We start from the raw sequence: 24,278 nt of genomic DNA, 5'->3' as shown, positions 1-24,278 counted from the left end.
TAATAAGGACACCACTTTGCCGAAGGTATTCGGCTTGCCAAAAGGAGACCGCACTTGTGAATCAACACTTCGATTGGGATCTGGACAAGCTGTCCAAAAACCAGAAGAAAATCGCCAATTTTATCGAAAAGAACACGAACCGCATCGCTTATTTGACCGAACAGGAAATGGCGGATCAAGTTCGCGTCAGCATCGCCTCCATCTCCCGCTTCTGGCGGGTGATCGGCTACAAGAACTTCAAGGAATTCAAGCAGATGCTGGCCGACAATCCCGACATTACGCCCGCATACAAAATCCAAAACCTGATCAACAAGGTGGATGGGGAAGACCTGCCCGGTCAAATGCTGAAGCTGGGCGTCCAGTATCTCACCGAAACGGCAGATGCGCTCTCCCGCCCCGATTTCCACCGGGCGATCTCCGCCTTGCGCGATGCGCAGCGTATCTATGTGTACGCTCCCGGCCCTTCGCAAGGTCTGGGCGAGCTGCTGTCCTTCCGGCTGAAGCGCTATGGTATGCACATCATTAACATGGGGATGGGCGGACACGAAATGTACGAATCGCTGATGCATTTGCAGCCTGCAGACGTAGTGATCGTATTCGGATTCTCCAATATCCTCCCTGAAACAAAAGCCATTATGCAGATCGGCAAGCAGGTGGGCTACAAAACCGTATTTATCACCGATTTCATGGTATCGGACATGCTCAACGAGGCGGATATTGTCCTGTACACCTATCGCGGCAAGCTGAGCGATTTTCACTCCATGGTAGCTCCGACGGTACTGGTGGAAAGCTTGATCGTCGGCGTAGGACAAGCCGAGAAGGAGAACATCATTCCCAAGCTCAATTATTTAAATCAGCTGCGCAAGCAGTATGCGTCGCTTATCCCGAAATAGCTGAGGCGTTCCGCAAATCGTCTTTGCCCTGGGCAGATCCTGAAGCATGAGTCCGACCGGACAGGGAAGGGGCTGCCGCAGATGCAGAAGTCCCATGCTTTGATGCGGCATACGGCCCGGCCTCCAATGCGGCGTCGCCTGTCGGCGGCTCCTGCGACAGCAGCTCGCCGCTCCCACGGTCATATACCAGCAGCTTGTACCGGTCGATATGCAGCCATACCGTCGAATCGAGCGGATAGTCGCTTTCGCCAATCTCTTTGACGAGCAACTGCGTATCCCCGCTCTGCAGCTGAATGAGCGTTTCCGAGCCTGCCGGCAGCACGGAATAAACGCGAAACGGCATAGCATCTTTGACCGGCTCATGCGAAATGACAAGATCCTCAGGCCGTAGCGCCAGCGTAACTTCCCCCGTTCCTTCAGGAATCAGGCCATCCAGCATCAGTCTTCCAAGCGGAGAGTCGATGCAGGTGCCGCCCGCAGCGCCTGCATCCTGCACATAGCTTGCCGGCAAGAAATTGATTTTGGGATTGCCGATAAAATCGGCGATACGCAGATGCTGCGGACGGCGGTACAGGTTGCGCGGCGTATCCACCTGAAGCAGCCTTCCTTCGAAGAACACCGCTACCTTGGTCGATAGCGTGAGCGCCTCCGCCTGATCATGCGTGACATAAATAACGGTTGTGTTCAGCTCGCGATGCAGCCGCTTCAGCTCCGAGCGCATCTCTACTCTGAGCTTGGCGTCCAGATTGGACAGCGGCTCATCCAGCAGCAGAATGCGCGGCTCCGTCACGATGGCCCGGGCGATCGCCACCCGCTGCTGCTGTCCGCCGGACAGTTCGGACGGGTAACGATCCTTATAGGGGAGAATGTGCAGCTTTTCGAGCGTAGCCTCCACCTTTTGGCGAATCTCCGCTTTGGGCGTTTTTTTCATCACGAGACCAAATGCAACATTATCCATGACGGTCATGTGGGGCCAAAGCGCATAGTTTTGAAAGACGAGATTAAGCCCGCGCTTGGCGGGAGGGACGAACTGCAGCTTGTCCCCGTCGGCGACCGTGGCGCCGCCAATGCGAACCACGCCTCGCTCCGGATTCTCCAGTCCGGCGATGACGCGAAGGGTCGTTGTTTTGCCGCAACCCGATGGTCCGAGAAAGGTCATGAAATCCCCTTCCTCCACCACGAGATCAATATTTTTCAAGATGGGCTGGCCTGCAAACTGCTTGTTGATTTGCTTCAGCTCAATCAAATTCATCGTTAGCCTCCAATTCCTTTAGTGAGGTCCGCTTTGCCGAATTTGCTCGCCAAAAAGTACATTATTAATATGATGATTACGATAATGATCATAATGGCGTTGGCATACTGTTGAAAGCCCTGCTCGGCGTATTTGTAGATCAGCGTAGTGAGTGTACCCGTTTGCGGTGTCACCAGCAAAATAATGAGGTCCAGCTCCTTCATTACACTGATAAACAGCAGCATGAAGCTGCCGAACAATCCTTTGCGGCATAGCGGCAGCAATATTTTCGTGAACCGCTTAAACCAGTTGGCTCCCTGCATTTGGGCCGCCTCCTCCAGTTCGCCTCCGATCTGGTACATCGTGCTGGCGCCGGACCGTGTAGCGAACGGTAATTCATTAACGATCGAAATAAGGATGATCAGGGTCATCGTTCCGTACAGCGCGGGCAACAGCAGCGTAGGTTGGGCGAACATGGACAGATAGATGGCCGACAGTGCAATACCGGGAATCAGATAAGGCAGAAACGATACTTGCTCGATCAGCTTTGCTGACAGCGAGTTGCGCCGCTTGGCGATAATGTAGCCGAATAAAAGACCGATTACGCTTGCGACGGCAGCGGCCACGAGCGCAATGTGCAGGGAATTGCCCAGCGCCTGAACGATGCCGTCATTAATCAGCACGCCTACCTCCCCCGATGCAATCCGGGGATTCGATTCGCCCGTCCAGAAGTGCAGGGTGAAGTTGCTCCAGCTAAAATCACCGTCTGCCAGCATGAACGACTGCAAGACCAGAATCAGCATAGGTAATATGGCAATGACGAACATAAAGCACATCACCATAATCGCTACCGGTATTCTCCAGCGTCCCAAGTCAAACAGAAATTTGCGTGAATCCTTGCCGCCTACGGTGGCGTAGCTTTTGCGGCGACCGATCATTTTTTGATTCATATAAATGGTAGACGCGCACACGAACAGTAAGATCAAGCTCAGAATATACGATTCCGAAACCATCCGGTTCTGCATGCTCCCGTGCAGCATCGTTGAGATTGTGTAATATTTGATCGGCAATCCCAAAAATGCCGGAACGCCGAAGGAGCCAAGCGCCTTGGAGAAGGTCAGAATAAAGGCCGACAAAATAGCTGGCATCACCAGAGGAAAGGTAATCTTGCGCAGCACCGTCATGCGGCTGGCGCCAAGCAGGCTTGCCGTTTCCTCCAGACTGCTGTTGATTGACGAGAGCGTCACCGAAATGAGCAAAAAGAAAAACGAAAAGTAATTAAGGCTTAAACAGATAACGATCGGCAAAAAACCGTAAGAAACCCAGTCGGGCGGGCTGATGCCAAACAGCATTTGAACGATTCCCTGGCTTCCGCCGATACGGTCATTTTTGAAGATTGAAATCCAGGCAAAGGAAGTAATCCAGGAAGGAAGCATATAGGGAATGATCGCCAGGAACACGAGTGTCTTCTTGAATGGCAAATTGGTTTTGGTAGTCAGCCAGGCGAGCACGCCGCCAATCACCATCGAAAGCAAGGATACCCACACGCTGATGTTTATCGAGTTCAGCAATGGCTTGTACAACAGTGACTGACTGATTTCGCTGGTGAGCACCCGTACCCAGTGATACAGGGTGAACTCTCCCGGAATGGCTTCACCGACGCGCCGGGCATCACCAGCCGTCCACTGCAGGCTGTGCAGCACGATTTCCCACAGGGGCAGTACCACCGTATAAGCCAAAAATACGAGCGACAAGCCCGTAATGACATACAACGGGCTTGTTATATAACGCTTCAAACGATTAAACAGACGCTGCAGACGATAAAAAGAACGGGGGGACTGAGCCCCCTCATTGGATACTGACACCTTTTACACCATCCCTGCTATTGATTGGCGAGTATGAAATCGATGACCTTCTGTGTATTTTGATAAAGAAACTCGCCGTCGTATTCCCACAGATTAAGCTCGTTTGTCGGACGCTGCTCGGTCAAGTTAATATCCGTCCGGGTGGACCAGGAGCCGAGCACATTGTAAGGACGGAAACCCTCAGCCTTGCCGTCCGCTTCACCGGCCATCCAGCGAATCAGCAGCTTGGCTGCGCTTGTGTGGCTTGCCTGATCGGCAACGTACAGGTAAGACGTTCCTGCTACCGACATTTTAGGTACGGTGTCATAAATGAATTGCATCTTGAAGCCTTTGTCGACGATGTTGCGCGACTTGCTGGAGGTCGAAACGCCCAAAGGCGGGTCCTGTTGGCCCGGCGTGCCAACAGCAGTCACCACGTCATCGCTGGACTTAACGAACACCGGATCATTGGCGAGCAGACGCTTGATGAATTCGTACCCGGCATTTTCGGTGCCGTCCAGCACGATCTCTTCGCCGTATTTTTCTTTGTAGGCCGCGGCCATGTCGTCGCTGTTGGCGACCATGGTAACGAGCAGATCCATCGTGTCGGCCGAGAGCATCGGGTCATCGATGACGACCTTGCCCCTCCAGCGTTCATCCGTCAAATCCCACCAGTTGCTGACAGGCGCCTCGTTATATACCTCTGTATTATAAAAAATGGTTCGCGTAGAGAAGTAAAACGGCAAGCCCGGAGAGGACTCGAAACCAGGTGCCAGCTTGCTGACAATGTCCTCCGGCATGTAGGCATGCAGCGCGCCATCAGCAACCAGTTCCTGAGAAACCGTGCCTCCGGCGTCCTTGATAAACACGACATCCGCGTTATAAAGGCCCGCTTCCTGCTCACGCACCAGCTTTTCGATCATTTCGTTGGTGGACATATCGTAGGCTTCTACCTCAATACCGGGATACTCCGCTTCAAAGCTTGCTTTAACATCCTTAATGCGGCTGGATTGCGAATAAACTGTTACCTTGCCTTCCAGCTTGGCCTTTTCATATAATTTTTCAGTGGTTTCTGCCAGGTCCAGTCCGGCTTGCTTTAGCCAGCCATTGGCAGACGCAGCTGCCTCCGGCGTATCTGATCCCGATGGTGAAGCGGAAGGGGATGCCGTTTGGGAGGTTGACGCTCCACACGCAGTCAGGGCAAGCGAAAGGATGAGCGTACAAGCCATGCCTGTCCAACGGAGATTCTTTTTCATGAAATATAAAGCCTCCTAAGTTATGAAGTTGACCTCAGTATAGGAAGCTTTTATTAAGCTAAGATTATCGCAACGTTAATTGATGTAAAAAATATTTCATTTTATTAATTTGAATGATTTATTACAATTCAAAACTGTCAATTCGTGATAATAAGAAATAGCAAACATTCATGACGACGATGCCTATAAATATTTGAGTTTATATGTAATAATGATAATCATTATCATCTAAAAATCGCAAACTCTTTAATCAGTATGGAGGGTAACGTCATGAAAGAACATCGTTTTCCTTTGCTATCGACGCTATTTGAACTTAACACTTTTCAACATATACGGGTTGAGTCCGGTGGAGTGTTGGACATGCCCGAAATCAGCTTTCTCCGTCTGATTGTCATCGTCAAGGGGAAAGGAGAACTCAGAGCTACCGGACATCATGATATGTTATCCCGAAATAAAGCTTTTCTGCTTCCAGATCATATCAAGGCGCAAATCAAAAATTACACAAGCACTGAGCTGGAGCTGCAATGCATTACCTTTGAAATGTTTCGATTGTCTGCACGGACAAACGAATCCCTTACATACTCCAGGGTCAACAATCTTCCGTTTGTTGGTGCTGTGCCGGTTGCTTCCTACATTCGAATACAGCGTTTAATGCACCAGCTTGGCAGGGAACATGGAGAGGGAGAGCATCTGTTTTCCCGCCAACACGCATGGATGCAAGAGATCATTGAAGAGTTGACACCGAAAAACATCGGGAATCCGCCTATCTTTATGCCGCCTTCGTTTCAGCAATCCATCCGTTTTTTGCAAAAGGAGTTTGACAAGCCCATCGCGCTGCACAAGCTGGCTCAAATTGCGGGGGTTCATCCAACTTATTATTCCAGCATGTTTAAACTGAAAATGGGCAGAACGCCTATTGAGTATTTAACGGCCGTTCGGATGAATCGTGCGAAAGAGCTGCTTATTAAAACTGGTGATAAAGTACGTGATATAGCCCGACAGGTCGGCTACAAGGACGAGTTTTATTTCAGCCGCAGGTTCAAAGAACAATATGGTATCGCTCCCACCGTTTATATCAAGCAGAGCACGTACAGCAACATCGTTCCATTATCCTACGCCTATACAGATCATTTGTTTACGTTAGGTGTAATTCCTTCTGCCGCTCAGATTGATAAAGGCTTTGACTCTATTGCTCGGCGGGTGCCTATTCCGTTGGTTCGTGCGGAATCCTGGGATTTGCGGCGGGAGGCGTTGCTTCAGGTTAAGCCTGATCTGGTCGTATGTAAGGAAAATATATCCCTTCAGGCCCGTGAAAACATTGGCGATATAGCTCCTGTCATCGTCGTTCCCTGGATGCAAAAAGACATTTTTGCCCACTTGGCTGAAATATCCGCACTTGTAGATCGGGAGAAGGCTGCCGTGGAATGGATTCACCGTCACGAGCACCATGTAGAGCAAGCGCGGAAAAAAGTGAAAGCAGTTATCGGTGACGCATCAGTCACGATCTGCAGTGTTTTCGGAGATGAGTGCCGAATTTACGCCGACCGCAATATGGGGCATGTGTTCTATCGCTCTTTGGGACTGCGGGCTCCCGAGCGTCTTCAAGCTGTGCTTAATCGGCGGGACCCGGGGACTGAGGTGAACTGGATGGGAATACCGCTGGAATCTGTGCTTGATTTTCCGTCCGAATATTTGCTGCTGGTGACACGTTCAAAGAAGGAGGCAGCTCAGAAGCTGCGGCAACTGCAATCATACCCAGGGTGGGAGACCTATCCTGCCGTAAAATTAAAACAAGTGTACACGCTCGACTGGAGTCAATGGATTGTGTATGCTCCATACTCTATCGGTCGCCAATTAAAGATGGCTGTCGACTTGTTAACGAAACCCCTCTGAAATAAAACGGAATGTGTACCCTAAAAATAATCCATTTTCAAAAATCCTGAGAATTCTGCATGGTTAGTACGGAAGTTATAACCTATTATTGATATTGATTATTATTATCAATAAAGCGGGGGAGATAACTTTGTTACGCAGAACTTCAGTTGGTTTTATTTTCATTATATTGCTGGTAACGCTTATTACGGGCTGTGGAGCAGGCAGCGGCGGTCAATCTGCAACGAGCGCAGGATCAAACACAGCATCGGAACAAAACGATCCCGTTAAAGTGGAGGGTGATGCTTCCGTGGAATCAAGGACGATCAAGCATGATCTGGGCGAGACAGTCCTTCAAGGCACGCCGGAAAAAGTGGTTGTTCTCGAGCTGGGCTTTATCGATGCATTGCTCGACGTTGGCATCAAGCCAATCGGCGTGGCTGATGACAATAAACCGAGTCTTATCCTGGATGACGCCTTGACGCAAATTGAAGGATATACCTCCGTCGGCATGCGGTCACAACCAAGTCTGGAGAAGATTAAATTGTTGTCGCCTGATCTGATTATAGCGGATACCGGCCGTCATAGCGGTGCATATGCCGAATTGTCCAAAATTGCTCCAACCATAGCTTTAAACAATCTGGATGCCGGTTACGAAGATACGATTCAGGCGGCATTAACGATCGGCGAAGCGGTGAACAAAAAGGCGGAAATGGAAGAAGTAGTTGCAGAGCATCAGACGAAGCTGAAGGCGATTCAAAGCAAGGTAACCAAGGATAAAAATAGTCTTGTGCTGGTCGGTAACACGGACAGCGAAATCACCGTCCGCAATACGGAATTTTTCACAGCCGAGTTGTTAAAAACGATTGGTTACCGTTATGCCCTGGATGATGTCGGCGCCTTTACCGGTCAAAAAGGGAATGTCAAAATGACCATCGAACAGTTTCTGGATATTGACCCCGATATGATCGTGCTGATGTCCGGGGAGGTTGATAAGAAGGATGAGGAAGGAAGACGCCCCATTCTTGAAGATCCGCTATGGAATGAACTATCTGCCGTAAAAAACAACAAGATGTATGACGTCAACCGTTATACATGGTCTTTGCGCAGAAGTATAAAGGGAGCCAATCAGATTATGGATCAGCTGGACTCGGATATCATCCGGTAGCGGAATTATGAAGCATCTAAACCGTAAATATACACCTTATTTGTTTGGCATTTGGATTACAGGCTTGTTCCTGCTCATTCTTGGTATGTATTTGTCCATGTCTCTCGGAGCCAACAGAATGAGCCTGTCAACGATATGGGAAGGCCTATTTCACTTCGATGGCTCAAGGGAGCATGTCATTATTCGAACGGTTCGGCTTCCCCGCTTGCTGGTCACCCTGCTGGTAGGTGCCAACCTGGCCGTTGCCGGTGCGCTCATGCAGGCAGTAACGCGAAATCCGCTGGCTTCTCCAAGCATATTCGGCGTCAATGCAGGCGCATCCACAGCCGTGGTGATGCTGACGGTATGGATGCCTTATGTAACAGCTAAGGAGACCGTATATGCCGCTTTGGCCGGTGGAGCATGTGCCGCTTTGATTGTTTATGGCATGTCTTCCGTATTTAAGGGCAATCACTCGGAGGTTAATCTGGCGCTGACCGGAGTTGCCATTCAGGCGATGTTGTCCTCGCTCACGCAAACGCTGATTATTTTTAATGAAACGCAAATGGACCGAATTTTATTTTGGCTCGCCGGTTCGGTAGCATCCCGGAAGCTGGAGCATGCCGAGACATTGCTGTTATGGAGTGTTCCCGCTCTTATATCCGCATTTTGCCTGAGCAGGGCTGCGTCCGTGATGAGTTTAGGGGAGGAGCTGGCAAGCGGATTGGGTCAAAGAATCCGACTGACGCGCAGCCTTATTGCTTTGGTTGTTATCATGCTGGCCGGAGCGTCAGTGGCCGTCGCCGGACCCATCGGGTTTGTCGGGCTCATTGTTCCCCACATCGTGCGTTACCTCATTGGAAACGATTATCGTAAAATTTTGCCCTTGTCCGCCTTGATCGGAACGGTTCTGTTAATGTTTGCCGATCTGATTTCACGATATGTCATGTTCCCCTTTGAGACGCCGGTAGGGGTCATCACAGCACTTATCGGGACTCCATATTTCATATATCTGGCAAGGAAGAAAAGAAAGGCGGCGGCCCAATGAACAACAAGAGTGTCATCCGCAACCGGATCATCTTTGGCGTATGCCTGCTTGTGACTGTACTCGCTGCCATGACCAGTGTAAAGCTTGGCGAAACCGAGATCGGTTATGTCCAAATTTTTAAATTTATGATAGGTGCAGGTGATCCACAGACGGCTGATATCATTTTCAATTATCGGCTGCCTCGTGTCGCGATGGCGCTGGCTGCCGGAGCATGCCTTTCCGTTGCCGGGGTCATTGCCCAGAGCATCATGAGAAACCCGCTTGCCGCACCGGATACACTGGGTCTGACGGGTGGAGCGGGGCTGGTGGCCGTCGTGGTCACCATCCTGTTTCCGGGACAATCTTCGTCACTTCTTACAATGGCTGCCTTTGGAGGAGGCATTGCCGCCGCTGTTGCTGTATATCTGCTTGCCTATCGAAAAGGAATCGCTCCGGTCCGGCTGGCACTGGTCGGAATTGCGGTCAGCGCATTTTGCTCTTCGGGTATACAATTGTTGATTTCAAGATCTGCATCCAACGTCAGTTCTGCTTTGATTTGGCTCGGAGGAAGCCTGTGGGGAAGATCATGGAGCCAATTCACTCAAATGCTGCCCGGACTGCTTATTTTGATCCCGCTGGTATGGATGCTGGGGTTACGGCTGGACATAAAGCGTCTGGGAGATGCGACGGCCAAAAATCTGGGAGTTCGTATCGAACGGTCAAGACTGCTGTTTTTGGCCATCGCGGTGATGCTGACGGGAATGGCAGTTGCTGCTGTTGGTACGATCGGATTTGTTGGTCTTATCACCCCCCATATTGCCCGGAGACTCGTTGGCCCAAGGCACCGGGTTCTTATTCCTGTGGCCGCGGTGTTGGGAGGACTGTTTATTTTAATGGCAGATGCGCTGGGCAGAGGGCTGCTGCCTCCGCTTGAAATTCCGGCCGGGTTGATCGTCTCCGCTATAGGCGGCCCTTATTTCTTGTTCCTGTTGTGGATGAACGCCAAACGGAAAGGCTGATCGATTTGCCCCTAGATTGCCCTAAATAAAGAAGGAGGTCTTCAGTATTTTATGAAAGGATTGGAAAGTGAAATTCAGCATTACTGGAATCAAAGAGGTAAAGTCGAAACGCTGAATGAACAAAAGAGGTTCGGGGGCAGCGCGGGCTTCAGGGAGCACCCGATCTGGCTTTCACTGATACCTGTGCTGCTGAATCAGCCGGCCGGGGGCCGCATCATTCGCCGTGTCGCCGATATGGGCAGCGGGACCGGCATTATGGCAGAGCATCTGACAAAGTTGGGCTATGAAGTGATTGCCGTGGAGTATGCGGCCAGCCGTGCTGAACTGGCGAAGGAAAGACTGGCTCGTTATCCTAATGCGGAAGTGCGGTTGGGTGATGCGGTTAACCCTCCTATTGAACAGGGAGAGGTCGATGCTGTCATCAGCCGCAACTTGATCTGGCTGCTTCCCGATCCGCTGAAAGCGGTGCAATGCTGGTGCAGCCTGACAGGCCCGGGCGGCCGGATAGCTGCGATTGACAGCACCCGGCGTATGGATCACAGAAACCGCATGTCCCGACAGCAGTCCGCTGTGCGCCGGTTTCTCGGTATTGACCGGAGATCGCATCAGGAGAGCTTGCCGTTCACTTCAAAAGAAGCGACCCCTCTCTCCAACATTAGTCATCCTGATCAAGCTGCCGAGATTTGGCGTCAGGCAGGGGCTGTCGATGTCCGAATTGAAGATTTGTCCTGGGTAACTGCCGCCAAGCTGCAACGGCAATCCTTCTGGTCGCGATTTTGGTCCCTTTCCGGTTATTACGCCATCCTGGGTGATCAGAAGCATTGATAAGGGACGGTCTGACGTGCAAGGTGTAATGGTCTTACGCGGAAGGTTCAATTGAAGCAACTGTTTCCCGGTAATCCATCGGGGAATGGTTGCTTATTTTTTTCTGAAGGATATTTTCCAGTCCAGAGCATACCCAGACCTAAGGCTAGGTTTAAAAACCGCCCGCAGTCCGTTTTAACGAGAGGGGGACACGTATAGAATAAAGACATAAGAGAGAGACAACGAAAGGCGGTGAGCAATCAATGAGAATGGATAGAAACAAAGGTTTGGCCATCCTGCTTATCGTAGTAGGTGCTTTAATTCTGCTCAACTTGATCCCGGCATTCGGTTTTCTGGTGCACGAGATTATCGGTTACCTGATCCCGATCGCTATGATCGTGCTCGGGTACTACGGAGTCAGAAGCGGCAATACAGTGATAGGCTGGGTCATTATGATCCTGGGTCTGCTGATCCTTATCGGCAAGCTGTCCTGGCTGATCGGTCCGCTTCTTGCAATCGGGCTTATCATTTTCGGGATTGCGCTCTTAAGAGGTCGTGGACGCAGATATTAAATGTTAGGAAGGGAGCATAGCAAATGAGTGTATTTCGTCGCATGCGGGATATTACAGTGGCCACTTTCAATGATGCGTTGGAACAAAGCCAGGACCCCGTTCGAATGATTGACCAGTTTCTTTCCTCCACACGGAGGGATATTGCGGAAGCAGAGAAGCTGCAGCAGCAATATTCAGTGCACACAAGACAAATGAAGCTGCAGATGGATCAAGCCTTGGCCATGCAGAACAAAAGGGAAGAACAAGCGCTGCTGGCATTAAAAGCAGGCGAGGATCATGTCGCCAAGCTGGCACTGCAAGAGAAAATGCTCTACGAAGAAAAAGCGCAGCAGTATACGGAGCTTTGGGGGCAGAGCAGAGAATCTCTTCAGGAGCTTGAGTATCAGCTAGAAGAGCTGCGGACAGAGTATCAAACCGTATACAGCAAAAGACAATATTATGTTGCACGTATGGAAACGTTGAATCTGCAGCGTCAAATGAACGAGCGCGCGGGTACATACGGCGGAAGAAATCTTCCCCGGATGTTTGACCGTCTGGAAAACAAGGTTGCAGATATTGAAGCAGAGACCTACAGTCTGCGGGAGCTGCGCCGTTCCGAGGCCGGGTATGCCGACAGCGGGCAGACCAATGGCTCCATATTGGATCAGGAGCTGGCAAGACTAAAGCAAAAGCTGAATAACGAAAGAAAGGAGTAGACGAAGATGACCAAGTTATACCGGTCAAGCCGGGACAGAATGATCACGGGAGTGAGCGGTGGGTTGTCCGATGTCATTGGCATCGATTCTACCTGGATCAGGATTTTGCTGTTGATCAGCATTCCTTTTACCGGGGGAGCGACGATTCTCATTTACTTTATCGCTGCACTCGTAATTCCTAAAGAGCCTTATCCGCCACATAATGGCTATGGGCATTCAAGCGGCTCATTTCAGCAGGGATATGGCAGCGGGCCGTATGGGAGTCCATATGGCAGAGAGCATCAGCAAAATTACGGTCATAGTCAAGGCTTTCATAACGGTCACGGCCAGCAGCAACAGCAAACTTCCTTTGGCAACAAAGGCAGCGATCTGGACTCTATGATGGAAGATATCGAAAAAAAAGCCATGAAAAAGGAATTGGCGGAACTGCGTAAAAAAATTGCGGATTTAGAGAAGGGAGAACGTAAATAATGGGAATCTTTAAAAGAATGAAGGATATGACGAGAGCTTCGATCAACGATGTGCTGGATAAAGTGGAAGATCCGATAGTTATGCTGAATCAATACCTGCGCGACATGGAGAGTGAAATCCATGAAGCCGAAGTGACGGTAGCCAAGCAAATGGCGAATGAGCGCCGCATGAAGCAGCGTCTTGAAGAAGCGGAGCGTGGAATCAATGAGCGTGAGAAGCAGGCGGAAGCCGCCCTTCGCAACGGCCAGGAAGAAGTAGCACGCAAGCTGCTGGAAGAGAAAATTTACTTTGAACAAAAGAAGGACGAATACCGGGAGCTTCATGCCCAATCTTCGGAGCAGGTAAAATCCCTTGTTCAACAGCTGCATGACATGAAAGACGAGTTTTACAAAATGCGCAACAAGCGCAACGAGCTCGTGTCCCGTGCCCAAATGGCCAAAGCCAAAAAGCAGATGTCGCAAATCAGCAGCGTGAATACCATTGAGAGCGGCAGCGCTTCACTCGGCTTCCACCGTATGGAGGAAAAAATCATGCAGATGGAGGCGGAAGCCGATGTATTGCGGGCACCCTACCGCCCCGGAACCGGTCAATATGTGAATCCGGCGGATACCGAGAAGCAGCTGAAGGTGGAAGAGCAGCTCGAGCAGTTAAAAAGCAAGTTGCAAAAGAGCAGTGACAAACCAAAGGCTTGAGAAGAGCTACTCGATATTGTAACAATATGATATGCTGTATGGAATGAGCTCTGAAGAGCGTTCCATATGATCGGGAGAAGCCATGCGGCCGTTTCTTATGAACGCCGTTATGGCTTTTCCTACCTGAAAGAAAGGAGGTGCGGCATGGAGAGAAGAAAGACGACTTTGGCAAGCTGGGTTTTGATCGTCATTGGTCTGCTTGTGCTGTTTCATCAATTTATAGGCTTTTTCACCATCGTCGCACTGATCCTTATCTTTGCAGGCGTATATAAAATGCAAAAAGACCGTCTCAAGAAAGGATATATGCTGGCGGCGATTGGCGGCGTGCTGCTTGTGCTGGACAATCTGGTGTTATTCATTGGCATTACCCTGATTTCGCTTGGGGTTTTCTATTATAGATCCCGCAGGATACAGCCGCGCGGCACCGCAATGTTCAAGCAGAACTTCATGTCCAACTATAAATGGGATGAAGTGCCCTGGACTCTCCGCAATGCAAGCATATGGCATGTCCTGGGCGAGATGGACGCGGATCTTTCGCTTGCCTTGCCGGAGGAACGGGAGACGGTGTTTTACATGCAGGGAATTCTGGGGGATATTGATTTCTGGATTCCTGAATATTATGGGGTTGAGGTTGAGGCCGTTGTGGTGTTCGGACAAATTCAGCTCGGCCGCGATATGGATGTGGGTGTGCTGAACCGTTTGGTATGGAAGTCTCCCAACTATGCGGAGAGCGAATATAAGGTCAAGTTTATCGTGTCTTATGTGGCAGGTGACGTACGCTTTCAATTTATTTAGGAACAGGAGGAGCCGTATATGAATGATCGTAAAACATCCAATATGGTCACCCGCAGCATGGGTGAAGGCGTCCTCCTGTCTCTTGTTGTGGGGGCTGTCTTCCTGTACATGGCCAATACATATGGATATATGAAGCCCATCTCCGAGTGGAGAGCGGGTGTGCAGTTCGGGGCTGCTTTATTATTTCTGCTGGTAGGGCTGGGTGCAACCTTCGGATTCTATCAAAGCTACCGGGTGAAAAGAAGGCTGGAACTGATGCGTGAAACGCTGCTGATGTGGGAGAAGGGCAGTCCATCCAGAGAGCTGCCTGGGCTCGGGTCAGATGAAATCGGCAGGCTCGGCGAGCAGTTGGGCCGAATCGGGAGAAAGTGGGAGGAGCAGGTATCCTCGCTACAGCGTTTATCCACAAATAATGCACAGCTTGCTGAACAGGCCCGAATATCTGCTATAGTAGAGGAAAGACAGAGGCTGGCGAGAGAGCTTCACGATGCGGTTTCACAGCAGCTTTTCGCTATCTCCATGACCGCCACGGCTGTAGGCAGAACACTGGAGAAGGATTTTGCCAAAGCTCAGCGCCAGGTGGCCCTCATCGAGGAAATGTCGGCGGTGGCCCAATCGGAGATGAGAGCGCTGCTGCTGCATTTAAGACCTGTTTACCTGGAAGGCAAGCATCTGGAGCAGGGGATCAGGGAGCTGGTCAACGAGCTGCAGGTGAAAGTGCCGATGGAGATTGATTTTGAGATGGACAGCGGAATTCGTCTCGTCAAGGGTGTTGAAAATCATTTGTTCCGCATCATTCAGGAGGCCATGTCGAATACGCTTCGCCACGCCAAGGCGGCGAGGATGGAGATCCGTATACAGCAGCGGTCAGGACTGCTTCGCGTCATGATCCGTGATAACGGGGTCGGCTTCGAGCTTGATGACAAAAAGCAGGCTTCCTATGGATTATCCACCATGCAGGAGCGGATCAATGAGGTTGGCGGAGCAATTCAATATATTACGGCACCGGGAAAGGGAACACGTATTGAAATTTCGGTTCCTGTCATGAACGAAGAGAGCGGGAGGAACGAGAACGATGGATAACGGTACGGACAATCCAATCAAAGTGCTTTTGGTCGATGACCATGAAATGGTGCGGATCGGCTTGGCGGCGGTGCTCGGCACGGAGGACGGAATCGAAGTCGTTGGTGAAGCCGGCAGCGGCGAGGAAGGCATTCGGCTTGCGGCTGAATATCAGCCGGACGTGATACTCATGGATCTGGTCATGGATGGAATGGATGGCATCGAGGCGACCCGCCAGGTGCTGAAGCAGCACCCGCAATGCAAGGTCATTGTGCTTACAAGTTATTTGGATGATGAAAAAATGTATCCGGTCATTGAAGCGGGTGCATTCAGCTATCTGCTCAAAACGTCACGTGCCGCCGAAATCGCCGATGCCATTCGCGCAGCTGCCCGGGGACAATCCGTACTGGAATCCCAGGTGGCCTCCAAAATGATGGACAGATTCCGCAGGCCTCAAGCAGAGGCGCCTGCCCATGCCGATTTGACGGAAAGGGAGATGGAGGTGCTGCGCCTCCTCGCCCAGGGTAAATCCAATCAGGATATTGCGGATGAACTGATCATTGGCATTAAAACGGTGAAATTCCATGTGACCAATCTGCTTGCCAAGCTTGGGGTCGAGGACCGCACACAGGCAGCCATCTACGCATACAAGAACGGATTGGCCGAGTAAATTCAGCCGCCAAGACCCACAGTGTATTGTACTGAGGTCCGGCGGCTTTTTTCATGAAGTAGGCGGAGACAAGCTCGTGACTTTAGTCATGAGCTGTTGACAAAATCTCTTGTTGGTTGAACACGCAGAGATTGGGTAAAATAGAAGATAGGATAGCTGCCGATCCCAGAATATGCTAAACTGGATCAAATCACGAATTCACTGCTTGAACCGTCAGAGCTTTTGGTCATCACCACAAAACTTTCAAAGAAAGAATGAGGAGCTATGGCTGAAAATCAAATGATGAATGAAGTGCAAACTCCGGGAGCAGTGTTTTTCATTTTCGGGGCGACGGGCGATTTGGCCCGCCGCAAGCTTTATCCTGCAATTTACAGTCTGTACCGGGAAGGCAAGCTGAGAGAGGATTTTGCTGTGATCGGTGTGGCGCGCCGTCAGCGCTCGCCGGAGGAATTTCATAATGATTTATATGATTCAGTTCAGGAATTTTGCCGTTATAAAGTGGCGGACAGCGGCGATTGGGAGAGATTCGCCTCTCATTTTGAGTACAAATCGCTGGATATCAACAATGTGGAGGGCTTTCATGAGCTTCGGCAGCAAACGGAAGCGATTGAGGCCAAATTCGGCATCCCAGGCAACCGTCTGTTTTACCTTGCTCTGGCACCCGAGCTGTTTGGCAGTGTGTCGAGCAGTCTGAATGAAGGCGGCATGCTCGAAGGGACCGGCTGGAACCGTCTCGTCATCGAGAAGCCTTTTGGCTATGATCTGGAGTCGGCAGAGCGTTTGAATCAGGAAATCCGCGAGGTGTTTGCCGAGGAAGAGATTTACCGGATTGACCACTATCTTGGCAAAGAGATGGTGCAGAATATTGAGGTCATTCGTTTTGCGAATGCATTTTTTGAACCTTTATGGAATAACAAACATATCGCCAATGTGCAAATTACGCTTGGGGAAACGGTCGGTGTGGAAGAACGCGGAGAGTATTATGATCATTCAGGGGCGCTGCGCGACATGGGGCAAAACCATATGCTGCAGATGCTGACCATGATCGCCATGGAGCCGCCTAGCCGCCTGCTTCCGGAGGATATCCGGGATGAGAAGGTGAAGGTGCTTCGTTCCCTGCGTCCGTTTGCCTCCAATGAAGACGTCAAGCAAAACGTGGTCCGCGGACAGTATACGGCTGGCACCTACCGGGGCAAGGAGCTTCCTGGTTACCGCCAGGAGGACAAGGTGAATCCGGAATCCAATACCGAGACGTATTTTGCCGCACGTGTATTCGTGGACAATTTTCGCTGGGCGGGGGTTCCCTTCTATATTCGTACAGGAAAGCGTCTGCCGGTAAAGACAACGGAAGTTGTTGTGGAATTCAGGAGCATGCCTAATAACGTATATCTGGGCAAAAAGTACAAACTGGAGCCCAATTTGCTGGTCATTCGCGTGAATCCGATGGAAGGCATTTACGTAAAGATCAATGCGAAGAAGCCTGGCTCCGAAACGGAAATCGAACCGCTGGCCATGGATTTCTGCCAAAGCTGCATGGTGGGAATCAATTCACCCGAGGCGTATGAACGTCTGCTGCAGGATGCAGTTGAGGGGGATTCCACCTACTTTACCCGCTGGGATGAAGTGTCGACGGCATGGGCTTTTGTAGACCGGATCGCCAAGGCGTGGAAGGAGACACCAGACACTCTTGAGACCTATCCTGCAGGAACCTGGGGTCCGGAGAGAGCGTACCGGCTGATTGAGCAGGATGGCTTCAAATGGTGGCCGGTCAACGGCCAGGAGGAAGACAATGTTGTGTGGAAGGTTGGCGGGCGGGAATAAGGCGGTCAGACGCACCTGAGCCAGATCTGAAGCATGATATAGACCAGAGTCGCATCCCCATTCGTCTTTTGGCGGGTGGGGATGATTTGCGTTCAGATTATGCTATAATAGCATAATGATTTCTTAAATAAGCGAGGGTTGTTTTAATGCCGATTTGATATTTGGAAAAGCGGATGAGAACGACCTGGTTTTGAATAGATTGCGATAGCGATTATGCGACGAAGGGAAATGTGAAATGAGCAAAACAATGGATAACCAGCTCCAGCAAGAGGTCGACAAGCGTCGTACTTTTGCGATTATATCCCACCCCGATGCGGGAAAAACAACTTTGACGGAGAAGCTGCTCCTGTTCGGAGGAGCGATCCGTGAAGCAGGTACGGTCAAGGCCCGTAAAGCCAGCAAGCATGCCACCAGTGACTGGATGGAAATCGAGAAGCAGCGCGGAATCTCGGTTACCTCCTCAGTGATGCAATTTGATTATAAAGGCCATCGGATAAACATATTGGATACGCCTGGTCACCAGGACTTCAGTGAAGACACATACCGCACCCTGACGGCTGCGGACAGCGCCGTGATGCTGATTGACGTGGCCAAAGGTGTGGAGGCGCAAACGATTAAGCTGTTCCAGGTCTGTGCCAAACGGGGCATTCCTATTTTTACGTTCATTAACAAGCTTGACCGGGAAGGAAGAAGTCCGTTCGATCTGATGGAAGAGCTGGAACAGGTGCTTGGCATCCGCTCTGTGCCGATGAACTGGCCCATCGGGACCGGACGCGACCTGTGCGGTGTATATGACCGTACGCTGAATCAGGTGGAATTGTTCCAGGGGGACGATCACTCCACCATTCAGGTGCAAAAGGTCGACGATTACAATGACCCGGTCATCCGGGAGATGGCCGGCGAGTTTCTGCATGACCAGCTTTGCCAGGATCTTGAGCTGCTGGATGTGGCAGGCGATCCATTTGATATGGAAAAGGTACAGCGCGGTGAGCTGACACCGGTATTCTTTGGCAGTGCTATTAACAATTTCGGGGTGCAGACGTTCCTGGAGAACTTCCTGAAGCTTGCCCCAAAACCGGAGCCTCGCAAGAGCACCGTCGGTTTGATTGAGCCTACGGATGAGAAGTTCAGCGGATACATTTTCAAAATCCAAGCTAATATGAACCCGGCGCACCGTGACCGGATCGCTTTTCTGCGTATTGTATCAGGAAAATTCCAGCGAGGTATGAGCGTCAAGCATATGCGGGTAGGAAAAGAAATCAAGCTGTCGCAGCCGCAGCAGTTTCTGGCACAGGACCGGGATATTGTGCAGGAAGCATTTCCGGGGGATATCATCGGTTTGTTCGATCCGGGCATCTTCCGCATCGGGGATTCCCTGAGTCAAGCAAGTGAGATTGTGTTCGACGAGCTCCCGACCTTCTCTCCGGAAATCTTTGCCAAGGTAACGGTGAAAAATGCGCTGAAGCATAAGCAGTATCAGAAAGGGATCGATCAGCTGACGGAAGAAGGCACCATTCAGGTGTTCAACACCGTTAGCTTTGACGATACGCTATTGGGGGTTGTCGGTCAGCTCCAGTTTGAAGTGTTTGAATACCGCATGAAAGGCGAATATGGAGTGGACGTTCAACTACAAAGAATGCCATATCAGTTTGCCCGCTGGATCATAGACGATAACATCGATCCAAGCAAATTCCGCATTAACTCCACGCTTGTCAAAGACAAGAAAGGGAATTATGTCGTGCTGTTTGAAAATGAATATGCGATGAGAACGGCAATGGAGAAAAATCCGACTGCGAAGTTTCTGGAGACGGCGCCATAATAGCGCTGTTGCGGGGAACCAGACACGATTTAACTGCCGGAAAAAGCCGGAGTCTGTAATGGCTGCAGACTCCGGCTTTCCTGTGGGGATTCATTTTAAGGGTTGCGGGTTTACCTGCTTCAGATGCTCGTGCAGAATATGAACCATTTCGTTCTGCCGGCCTTGATCCAGGTTGGGCCAGATCATTTCAAATACGGCTCCGAGCCCGGGAAGGGCTGCTTCCGGCCCATGAATGGAGCCTTCGATCATATGCCTCAGGTCTTCTTCCGATTCTCCATGCACCTTGTGAATAATGGCTTGGCGTAAATCAAGCGTGATGGGCATCATGTTGTCCCTCCTGAGATGATCTGATTTAAATGAATCCATACTCAGCTTTCCCTGAGGTTGCCCCAAGTATGTATGTACAGGATTGTCAAGCCCGTGCTGATGCCTCCGCGGGTCTTGTTATGCTATACTAGGACGGTAGAAATGTGACATTTTCGGGAGGATAAGACATGGCTAAAAAACAGTACGCGGTCATTGGAATGGGACGTTTCGGTTCCAGTGTGGCCAATGCCCTCGGTGAAATGGGATACGATGTACTGGCCATCGATTCCAACGAACAACGTACCCAAGAAGTTGCCGAAATGGTAACCCATGCTGTGACGGCCGATTCCACCGATGAAGACGCCTTGCGTGCGCTCGGCATCCGCAACTTTGATGTTGTAGTGGTCGCCATCGGTGAAGATATACAAGCAAGCATTTTGACGACACTGATTCTGAAGGATATGGGCGTTCCGGTGCTGATTGTAAAAGCCAAGAATGAATTGCACGGCAAGGTGCTGCAAAAAATAGGAGCAGACAAGGTTGTTTATCCGGAACGGGATATGGGACTGCGAGTGGCGCATCACCTGACTTCGCCAAATATTTTGGATTATATTGAGCTGTCGAAGGATTACAGCATTTTTGATATGAGAGCGCCCAAAGCCATGCTCGGCAAGAACCTGAAGGAGCTGGATATCCGCGCACGCTATGGATGCAACGTGATGGGCATCCGCCGGGGACAAGAAATGAACATTTCCCCGAGTCCTGATGAACGTCTGGCGTCGGGAGATGTTCTTATCGTAGTGGGGCACAAAGATAATCTGAACAAGCTGGAGCAGGCTTTTGCCGATCAGCCATGAATAACAAGGAACGGATGAAACAAGCATGGAACTGATTTCCCCGAACAATCCGCGTGTGAAAGAGTGGGCGCAGCTGCTGGAGAAGAAGCATCGAACACGGCAGGGAAAATATATCGTAGAAGGTGTACATCTGGTACAAGAGGCGCTCCGGTCAGGGGCTGACGTGGAATGTATCGCTTATGATATGGAAAAGGGAATCCCACACGAGCTTGGCAGTTATGCACAGTTGCCTGACCGTAAGCCCGAATGGACAGCCGTCTCCGCAGCGGTGATTGCAAAATGTACGGAGACGAAGACGCCTCAGTCTGTATTTGCGGTTGTGCGTAAGGAAAGTCGTCCGGCGGACGAGCTTCTCCATCAGCAGACCGGCTTGGTGATTGTGCTGGACGGGGTGCAGGATCCGGGCAATGTCGGCACGATTATCCGCAGCGCGGATGCGGCGGGGGCGGTTGGAGTTGTGCTGGGCCATGGCTGTGCGGATCTGTATAACCCAAAGACGATACGCTCCACAATGGGTTCGATGTTCCACCTGCCCGTTGTAGAGGCTGAGCTTACTGAGGTATTGGCATCGGTTAAGTCTGCAGGGGCTCGTGTGGTCAGCACGTCACTGCAGGCGAACGATTCCTGTTACTCCTACAATTTCAGGCAGCCTGTTTGGCTGGTAATTGGGAATGAGGGACAGGGAGTTTCGGAAGCTGTCGCCGCCATGGTGGATGACAGCATTCTGATCCCGATGGCCGGGCAGGCTGAATCCCTGAACGCCGCGATGGCTGCAACGGTGCTGCTGTTCGAGGCCATGCGGCAGAAAAAATTCAACATAACATGAATATGAGACATACGAATGGCAGTAAGTCCTTGTAATACAAGGATTTGCTGCCATTTGGTTTATAAGAAAAGCGGGGTCATGGGAAATTCTTGATACTCATGATGAATTCCTTTCCAGTCTTCGAACAAGATGGCCTTTCACCGATAAACCGTTTCATCAACTTGCAGCTTGGCTAAATCTTGAACTTATGAAGAATGCTGCCGAAATCGGTTACTGCCGTTTCCTTTATGCTTCTCTGGAGACTTAATAATCCAGCAAGCGTCCATGATCATGCCATTGACCGTACATTTTATTTTCTTTCGTGTTCGCTATAAATTTGTCTAATCTGCTCTTAAATAATTCCGGCTGATTTTTAACGCTTTGTATGGTGTCGATTCGCACTCTTTGATAAAGATCCGGAAATGCCAAAAAATTCTCATACACTTGACTATCCTCTTTAAGTCTTTGTTCTATAACCCTATCTATTTTAAAAGAATCATGGTCCATGTCAGGAAGTACCTTTCTTCCTTCCTCACGCATTAACCCCAACTTTTCGAGGCGGCGGACACGTTCTTTATTCAGTTCAGTCCAGGAGCTTTTTTTGCTTCTGGGAGACAGTCTCTGCGCCAGTCCGGTTTCAGATATTTTCTTTTTGACTCCATCGATCCATCCAAAGCATAAAGCTTCTTCGACCACGTCCAAATATAACAACGTATCGGGAGTTGGTGTCATACTAACTATGACCCAACAAAATTTTTCAGTCTTGCAATTCTCCTGCAGCCAAATCCCCAAATCTTCTCTCGATTTTGCTGTGATGAGATTTTCAATTTCCATGGATAAAAGTACATTCTCCTTTCCAGATATGCAGAGCATGCAAAGGTGACTATTTTCCGAATAAATTGCGACACGCTACAATACCTCACAGGATATCATCGGCATAATTTTGCGGCGTCAGAGATTAAATGGACCCCGCCGGCTCTTGATACCAAAAAAGTGCATAGTCATTCATGGTGGATGCATGGCCCAATTGACGCAGCATTGTGGAAACATTACCCCTGTGATAGGTCCCATGATTGACCACATGCAGCACGATTTCCGATAAGCGTGTTTGACGGATTCCGGCGTATGGATTGTCAAGCAGAATGGTTTGCTCCAAATCGGGTTGGCTGCGGAACCATTCTCTGTGTTGTTCAGCTAACTCATCAAAGGAGTTGGCGTATTCATCCACAGAATACAAGGTACTCTTATTTAGCGGCATGCATGCTTGCAGCGCTTCTGGCATTCCAGTGCCTGTTAAAACAAGATACCACGACTTATCAACCGCATAAATATGACTTAGAGCATGGGCGATGGTGGAAAAAGAGCTGTTTACTTCTTGACTCAGTACAGAGGACGGGAGTTCCTTGATTCTGCCCAAGATCGTTTGGTTGGCCCAGACGTGATATTCATACATTTTTACAGGATAATTCATTTTATATCGTCTCCTTATCTATGCAATCGAATTCGATGTAACTGATATCATTGTAAAAAAAGAAGTATGACAACAGTCCGTCATACTTCTTCATAAAGTTTGAGTGCATTTTGAAGCTGTTCTTTTCCGTTTCATATTTGCAGATCATTATTATATCACAGATTTTTTCTTGCTAATCCTGGGATTGACCTGCTTGTTGTGTCGTAATTAAATGTAGCATAGAATAGTTTTAATTTTCCGGTATGCAAGGAGGATCAGAAATGTCCAACGAGCGTTTATTAATCATTAATGCAGATGATTTCGGCATGTGTCATTCAACGAATCATGCTATAGGCATGCTGCTGGCACAAGGTGCCATTGCTTCGTCAAGTCTCATGGTGACTTGTCCCTGGGCGCTTGAGGCTGTCCATTTGGTAAAACAGCACCCGAATGCGGATGTGGGAATTCATCTTACACTTACAAGTGAATGGGAGCATTACAAATGGGGGCCGCTTAACAGTCAGTTATCAACGTTGACGGATGAGTTCGGATATTTTCCGGCAGATACAAGTACGGTTATCTCCAATGCCGATCCTGAAGAGATGAGAGAAGAAGCGATTGCACAAATTGAACTCGCTCTGCGGATGGGAGTCGATATTACCCACATGGACAACCATATGGGCTCGATGTATCATGTCACTGAAATTCTGCTTGATCTGTGCGAGGCATATCGGCTCCCGCTGCGATATGCCAAGTATAGCGGACTGTTCTCCCAGCATCCCCGGCATAAAGAGCTGGTGAAGCTTGCGGAGAAGAAGGGCGTGTTCATACTCGATCACTTTGAGATGCTTCCCTTTTCCCCGCCGTCTGCCGGGATAGAGGTCTCATATGCTTTTACGAAAGAAGCGGCAATTCGCGCCATTAAGACGTTAAAACCCGGCCTGACCGAGCTGGTTTTTCATCCCTCACTGGATACCGGAGAATTAAAAGCAATTACGGATACATGGCAGATTCGCCGTTTCGAATATGATGTATTTCGTGACGAGGAGGTTATCCGCGTATTGCGGGAAGAAGATATTCGCTTGGTCACCTGGCGGGAAATTCGCGAAAGGCAGCGTTTGATGTGATAAAGACGAAAACCCTTGATTCATTCCCGATGAACCAAGGGTT

At 50.0% G+C, this 24,278-nt stretch carries 24 protein-coding genes; 18 read left to right on the top strand and 6 right to left on the bottom strand.

The genetic code is table 11. The features are described 5' to 3' along the window. The first annotated feature begins 56 nt into the window (after nucleotides 1–56). The gene (locus ACI1P2_RS21110) at nucleotides 57–893 is read left to right on the top strand and encodes a MurR/RpiR family transcriptional regulator (protein WP_355322350.1); all 837 of its coding nucleotides are present in this window, start codon (nucleotides 57–59) and stop codon (nucleotides 891–893) included. On the opposite strand, the gene ACI1P2_RS21105 is transcribed toward ACI1P2_RS21110, so the two are convergent. From ACI1P2_RS21105 to ACI1P2_RS21095, 3 genes are read right to left on the bottom strand one after another with little or no spacing between them, the layout of a single operon-like run. Continuing rightward, entirely contained in the window at nucleotides 880–2,145 is a 1,266-nt protein-coding gene (locus ACI1P2_RS21105) for an ABC transporter ATP-binding protein (RefSeq protein WP_355322348.1), read from the bottom strand. The genes ACI1P2_RS21110 and ACI1P2_RS21105 overlap by 14 nt on opposite strands. Before the next feature lie 2 nt (nucleotides 2,146–2,147). After that, complete coding sequence (locus ACI1P2_RS21100; protein ID WP_355322346.1) at nucleotides 2,148–3,989, bottom strand: ABC transporter permease; 1,842 nt, start codon at nucleotides 3,987–3,989, stop codon at nucleotides 2,148–2,150. A 17-nt stretch (nucleotides 3,990–4,006) separates the two neighbouring features. Further along, the gene (locus tag ACI1P2_RS21095; protein ID WP_355322344.1) at nucleotides 4,007–5,224 is read right to left on the bottom strand and encodes an ABC transporter substrate-binding protein; all 1,218 of its coding nucleotides are present in this window, start codon (nucleotides 5,222–5,224) and stop codon (nucleotides 4,007–4,009) included. Between the two features lie 270 nt (nucleotides 5,225–5,494). On the opposite strand from ACI1P2_RS21095, the gene ACI1P2_RS21090 reads away from it, so the two are divergent. From ACI1P2_RS21090 to ACI1P2_RS21025, 14 genes are all read left to right on the top strand, one after another. Then, on the top strand, nucleotides 5,495–7,117 hold the full coding sequence (locus ACI1P2_RS21090; RefSeq protein WP_355322342.1) for a helix-turn-helix domain-containing protein: 1,623 nt from the start codon (nucleotides 5,495–5,497) through the stop codon (nucleotides 7,115–7,117). 130 nt (nucleotides 7,118–7,247) lie between these two features. Further along, a complete protein-coding gene (locus ACI1P2_RS21085) occupies nucleotides 7,248–8,264 on the top strand; it encodes an ABC transporter substrate-binding protein (protein ID WP_355322340.1) in 1,017 nt (338 codons plus the stop codon). A gap of 7 nt (nucleotides 8,265–8,271) precedes the next feature. Beyond that, the gene (locus ACI1P2_RS21080; protein WP_355322338.1) at nucleotides 8,272–9,291 is read left to right on the top strand and encodes a FecCD family ABC transporter permease; all 1,020 of its coding nucleotides are present in this window, start codon (nucleotides 8,272–8,274) and stop codon (nucleotides 9,289–9,291) included. After that, nucleotides 9,288–10,289 (top strand): FecCD family ABC transporter permease, encoded by a 1,002-nt coding sequence (locus ACI1P2_RS21075; RefSeq protein WP_355322336.1) that lies wholly within the window; start codon nucleotides 9,288–9,290, stop codon nucleotides 10,287–10,289. The genes ACI1P2_RS21080 and ACI1P2_RS21075 overlap by 4 nt, the downstream gene beginning before the upstream one ends. 51 nt (nucleotides 10,290–10,340) lie before the next feature. Continuing rightward, nucleotides 10,341–11,114: a class I SAM-dependent methyltransferase gene (locus ACI1P2_RS21070; protein ID WP_355322334.1), complete on the top strand. Its 774-nt coding sequence runs from the start codon at nucleotides 10,341–10,343 to the stop codon at nucleotides 11,112–11,114. 242 nt (nucleotides 11,115–11,356) lie between these two features. Then, complete coding sequence (locus tag ACI1P2_RS21065; protein ID WP_355322332.1) at nucleotides 11,357–11,665, top strand: hypothetical protein; 309 nt, start codon at nucleotides 11,357–11,359, stop codon at nucleotides 11,663–11,665. Between the two features lie 23 nt (nucleotides 11,666–11,688). Continuing rightward, the gene (locus tag ACI1P2_RS21060; RefSeq protein WP_355322330.1) at nucleotides 11,689–12,360 is read left to right on the top strand and encodes a PspA/IM30 family protein; all 672 of its coding nucleotides are present in this window, start codon (nucleotides 11,689–11,691) and stop codon (nucleotides 12,358–12,360) included. A gap of 6 nt (nucleotides 12,361–12,366) precedes the next feature. Continuing rightward, nucleotides 12,367–12,831: a PspC domain-containing protein gene (locus tag ACI1P2_RS21055; RefSeq protein WP_355322328.1), complete on the top strand. Its 465-nt coding sequence runs from the start codon at nucleotides 12,367–12,369 to the stop codon at nucleotides 12,829–12,831. After that, the gene (locus tag ACI1P2_RS21050) at nucleotides 12,831–13,523 is read left to right on the top strand and encodes a PspA/IM30 family protein (RefSeq protein WP_355322326.1); all 693 of its coding nucleotides are present in this window, start codon (nucleotides 12,831–12,833) and stop codon (nucleotides 13,521–13,523) included. The genes ACI1P2_RS21055 and ACI1P2_RS21050 overlap by 1 nt, the downstream gene beginning before the upstream one ends. 144 nt (nucleotides 13,524–13,667) lie before the next feature. Beyond that, nucleotides 13,668–14,318: a cell wall-active antibiotics response protein LiaF gene (gene liaF, locus ACI1P2_RS21045; protein ID WP_355322324.1), complete on the top strand. Its 651-nt coding sequence runs from the start codon at nucleotides 13,668–13,670 to the stop codon at nucleotides 14,316–14,318. An 18-nt stretch (nucleotides 14,319–14,336) separates the two neighbouring features. Beyond that, on the top strand, nucleotides 14,337–15,401 hold the full coding sequence (locus tag ACI1P2_RS21040) for a sensor histidine kinase (protein WP_355322322.1): 1,065 nt from the start codon (nucleotides 14,337–14,339) through the stop codon (nucleotides 15,399–15,401). Further along, nucleotides 15,394–16,050 (top strand): response regulator transcription factor, encoded by a 657-nt coding sequence (locus ACI1P2_RS21035; RefSeq protein ID WP_355322320.1) that lies wholly within the window; start codon nucleotides 15,394–15,396, stop codon nucleotides 16,048–16,050. Before ACI1P2_RS21040 ends, ACI1P2_RS21035 begins: the two co-directional genes overlap by 8 nt. A 264-nt stretch (nucleotides 16,051–16,314) precedes the next feature. Then, complete coding sequence (zwf, locus tag ACI1P2_RS21030) at nucleotides 16,315–17,871, top strand: glucose-6-phosphate dehydrogenase (RefSeq protein ID WP_355322317.1); 1,557 nt, start codon at nucleotides 16,315–16,317, stop codon at nucleotides 17,869–17,871. A 235-nt stretch (nucleotides 17,872–18,106) separates the two neighbouring features. Then, complete coding sequence (locus ACI1P2_RS21025) at nucleotides 18,107–19,690, top strand: peptide chain release factor 3 (RefSeq protein WP_355322315.1); 1,584 nt, start codon at nucleotides 18,107–18,109, stop codon at nucleotides 19,688–19,690. 90 nt (nucleotides 19,691–19,780) lie between these two features. Here ACI1P2_RS21025 and ACI1P2_RS21020 read toward each other — a convergent pair whose 3' ends face one another. Continuing rightward, a complete protein-coding gene (locus tag ACI1P2_RS21020) occupies nucleotides 19,781–20,014 on the bottom strand; it encodes a small acid-soluble spore protein SspI (RefSeq protein WP_355322377.1) in 234 nt (77 codons plus the stop codon). A gap of 170 nt (nucleotides 20,015–20,184) precedes the next feature. Here ACI1P2_RS21020 and ACI1P2_RS21015 point away from each other — a divergent pair, with 170 nt between their 5' ends. Both ACI1P2_RS21015 and ACI1P2_RS21010 read left to right on the top strand, forming a co-directional pair. Beyond that, nucleotides 20,185–20,853 carry a potassium channel family protein gene (locus tag ACI1P2_RS21015; protein ID WP_355322313.1) on the top strand — a complete coding sequence of 223 codons (669 nt, stop codon included), beginning with the start codon at nucleotides 20,185–20,187 and terminating at the stop codon, nucleotides 20,851–20,853. A gap of 25 nt (nucleotides 20,854–20,878) precedes the next feature. After that, nucleotides 20,879–21,679, top strand: a complete 801-nt coding sequence (locus ACI1P2_RS21010; RefSeq protein ID WP_355322311.1) for a TrmH family RNA methyltransferase — start codon at nucleotides 20,879–20,881, stop codon at nucleotides 21,677–21,679. Between the two features lie 243 nt (nucleotides 21,680–21,922). Here the strand turns inward: ACI1P2_RS21010 and ACI1P2_RS21005 are convergent, their stop codons facing one another. Beyond that, nucleotides 21,923–22,492 (bottom strand): YdeI/OmpD-associated family protein, encoded by a 570-nt coding sequence (locus tag ACI1P2_RS21005; protein WP_355322309.1) that lies wholly within the window; start codon nucleotides 22,490–22,492, stop codon nucleotides 21,923–21,925. Between the two features lie 124 nt (nucleotides 22,493–22,616). After that, a complete protein-coding gene (locus ACI1P2_RS21000) occupies nucleotides 22,617–23,129 on the bottom strand; it encodes a DinB family protein (RefSeq protein ID WP_355322307.1) in 513 nt (170 codons plus the stop codon). 260 nt (nucleotides 23,130–23,389) lie between these two features. Here ACI1P2_RS21000 and ACI1P2_RS20995 point away from each other — a divergent pair, with 260 nt between their 5' ends. Next, nucleotides 23,390–24,235: a polysaccharide deacetylase family protein gene (locus tag ACI1P2_RS20995; RefSeq protein WP_355322305.1), complete on the top strand. Its 846-nt coding sequence runs from the start codon at nucleotides 23,390–23,392 to the stop codon at nucleotides 24,233–24,235. Nucleotides 24,236–24,278 lie beyond the last annotated feature (43 nt).

Source organism: Paenibacillus jiangxiensis, from assembly GCF_046098255.1.
Taxonomy (GTDB): domain Bacteria; phylum Bacillota; class Bacilli; order Paenibacillales; family Paenibacillaceae; genus Paenibacillus; species Paenibacillus jiagnxiensis.
Note: the sequence above shows the minus strand (reverse complement) of the source record. Positions and strands in the feature narration are given on the sequence as shown.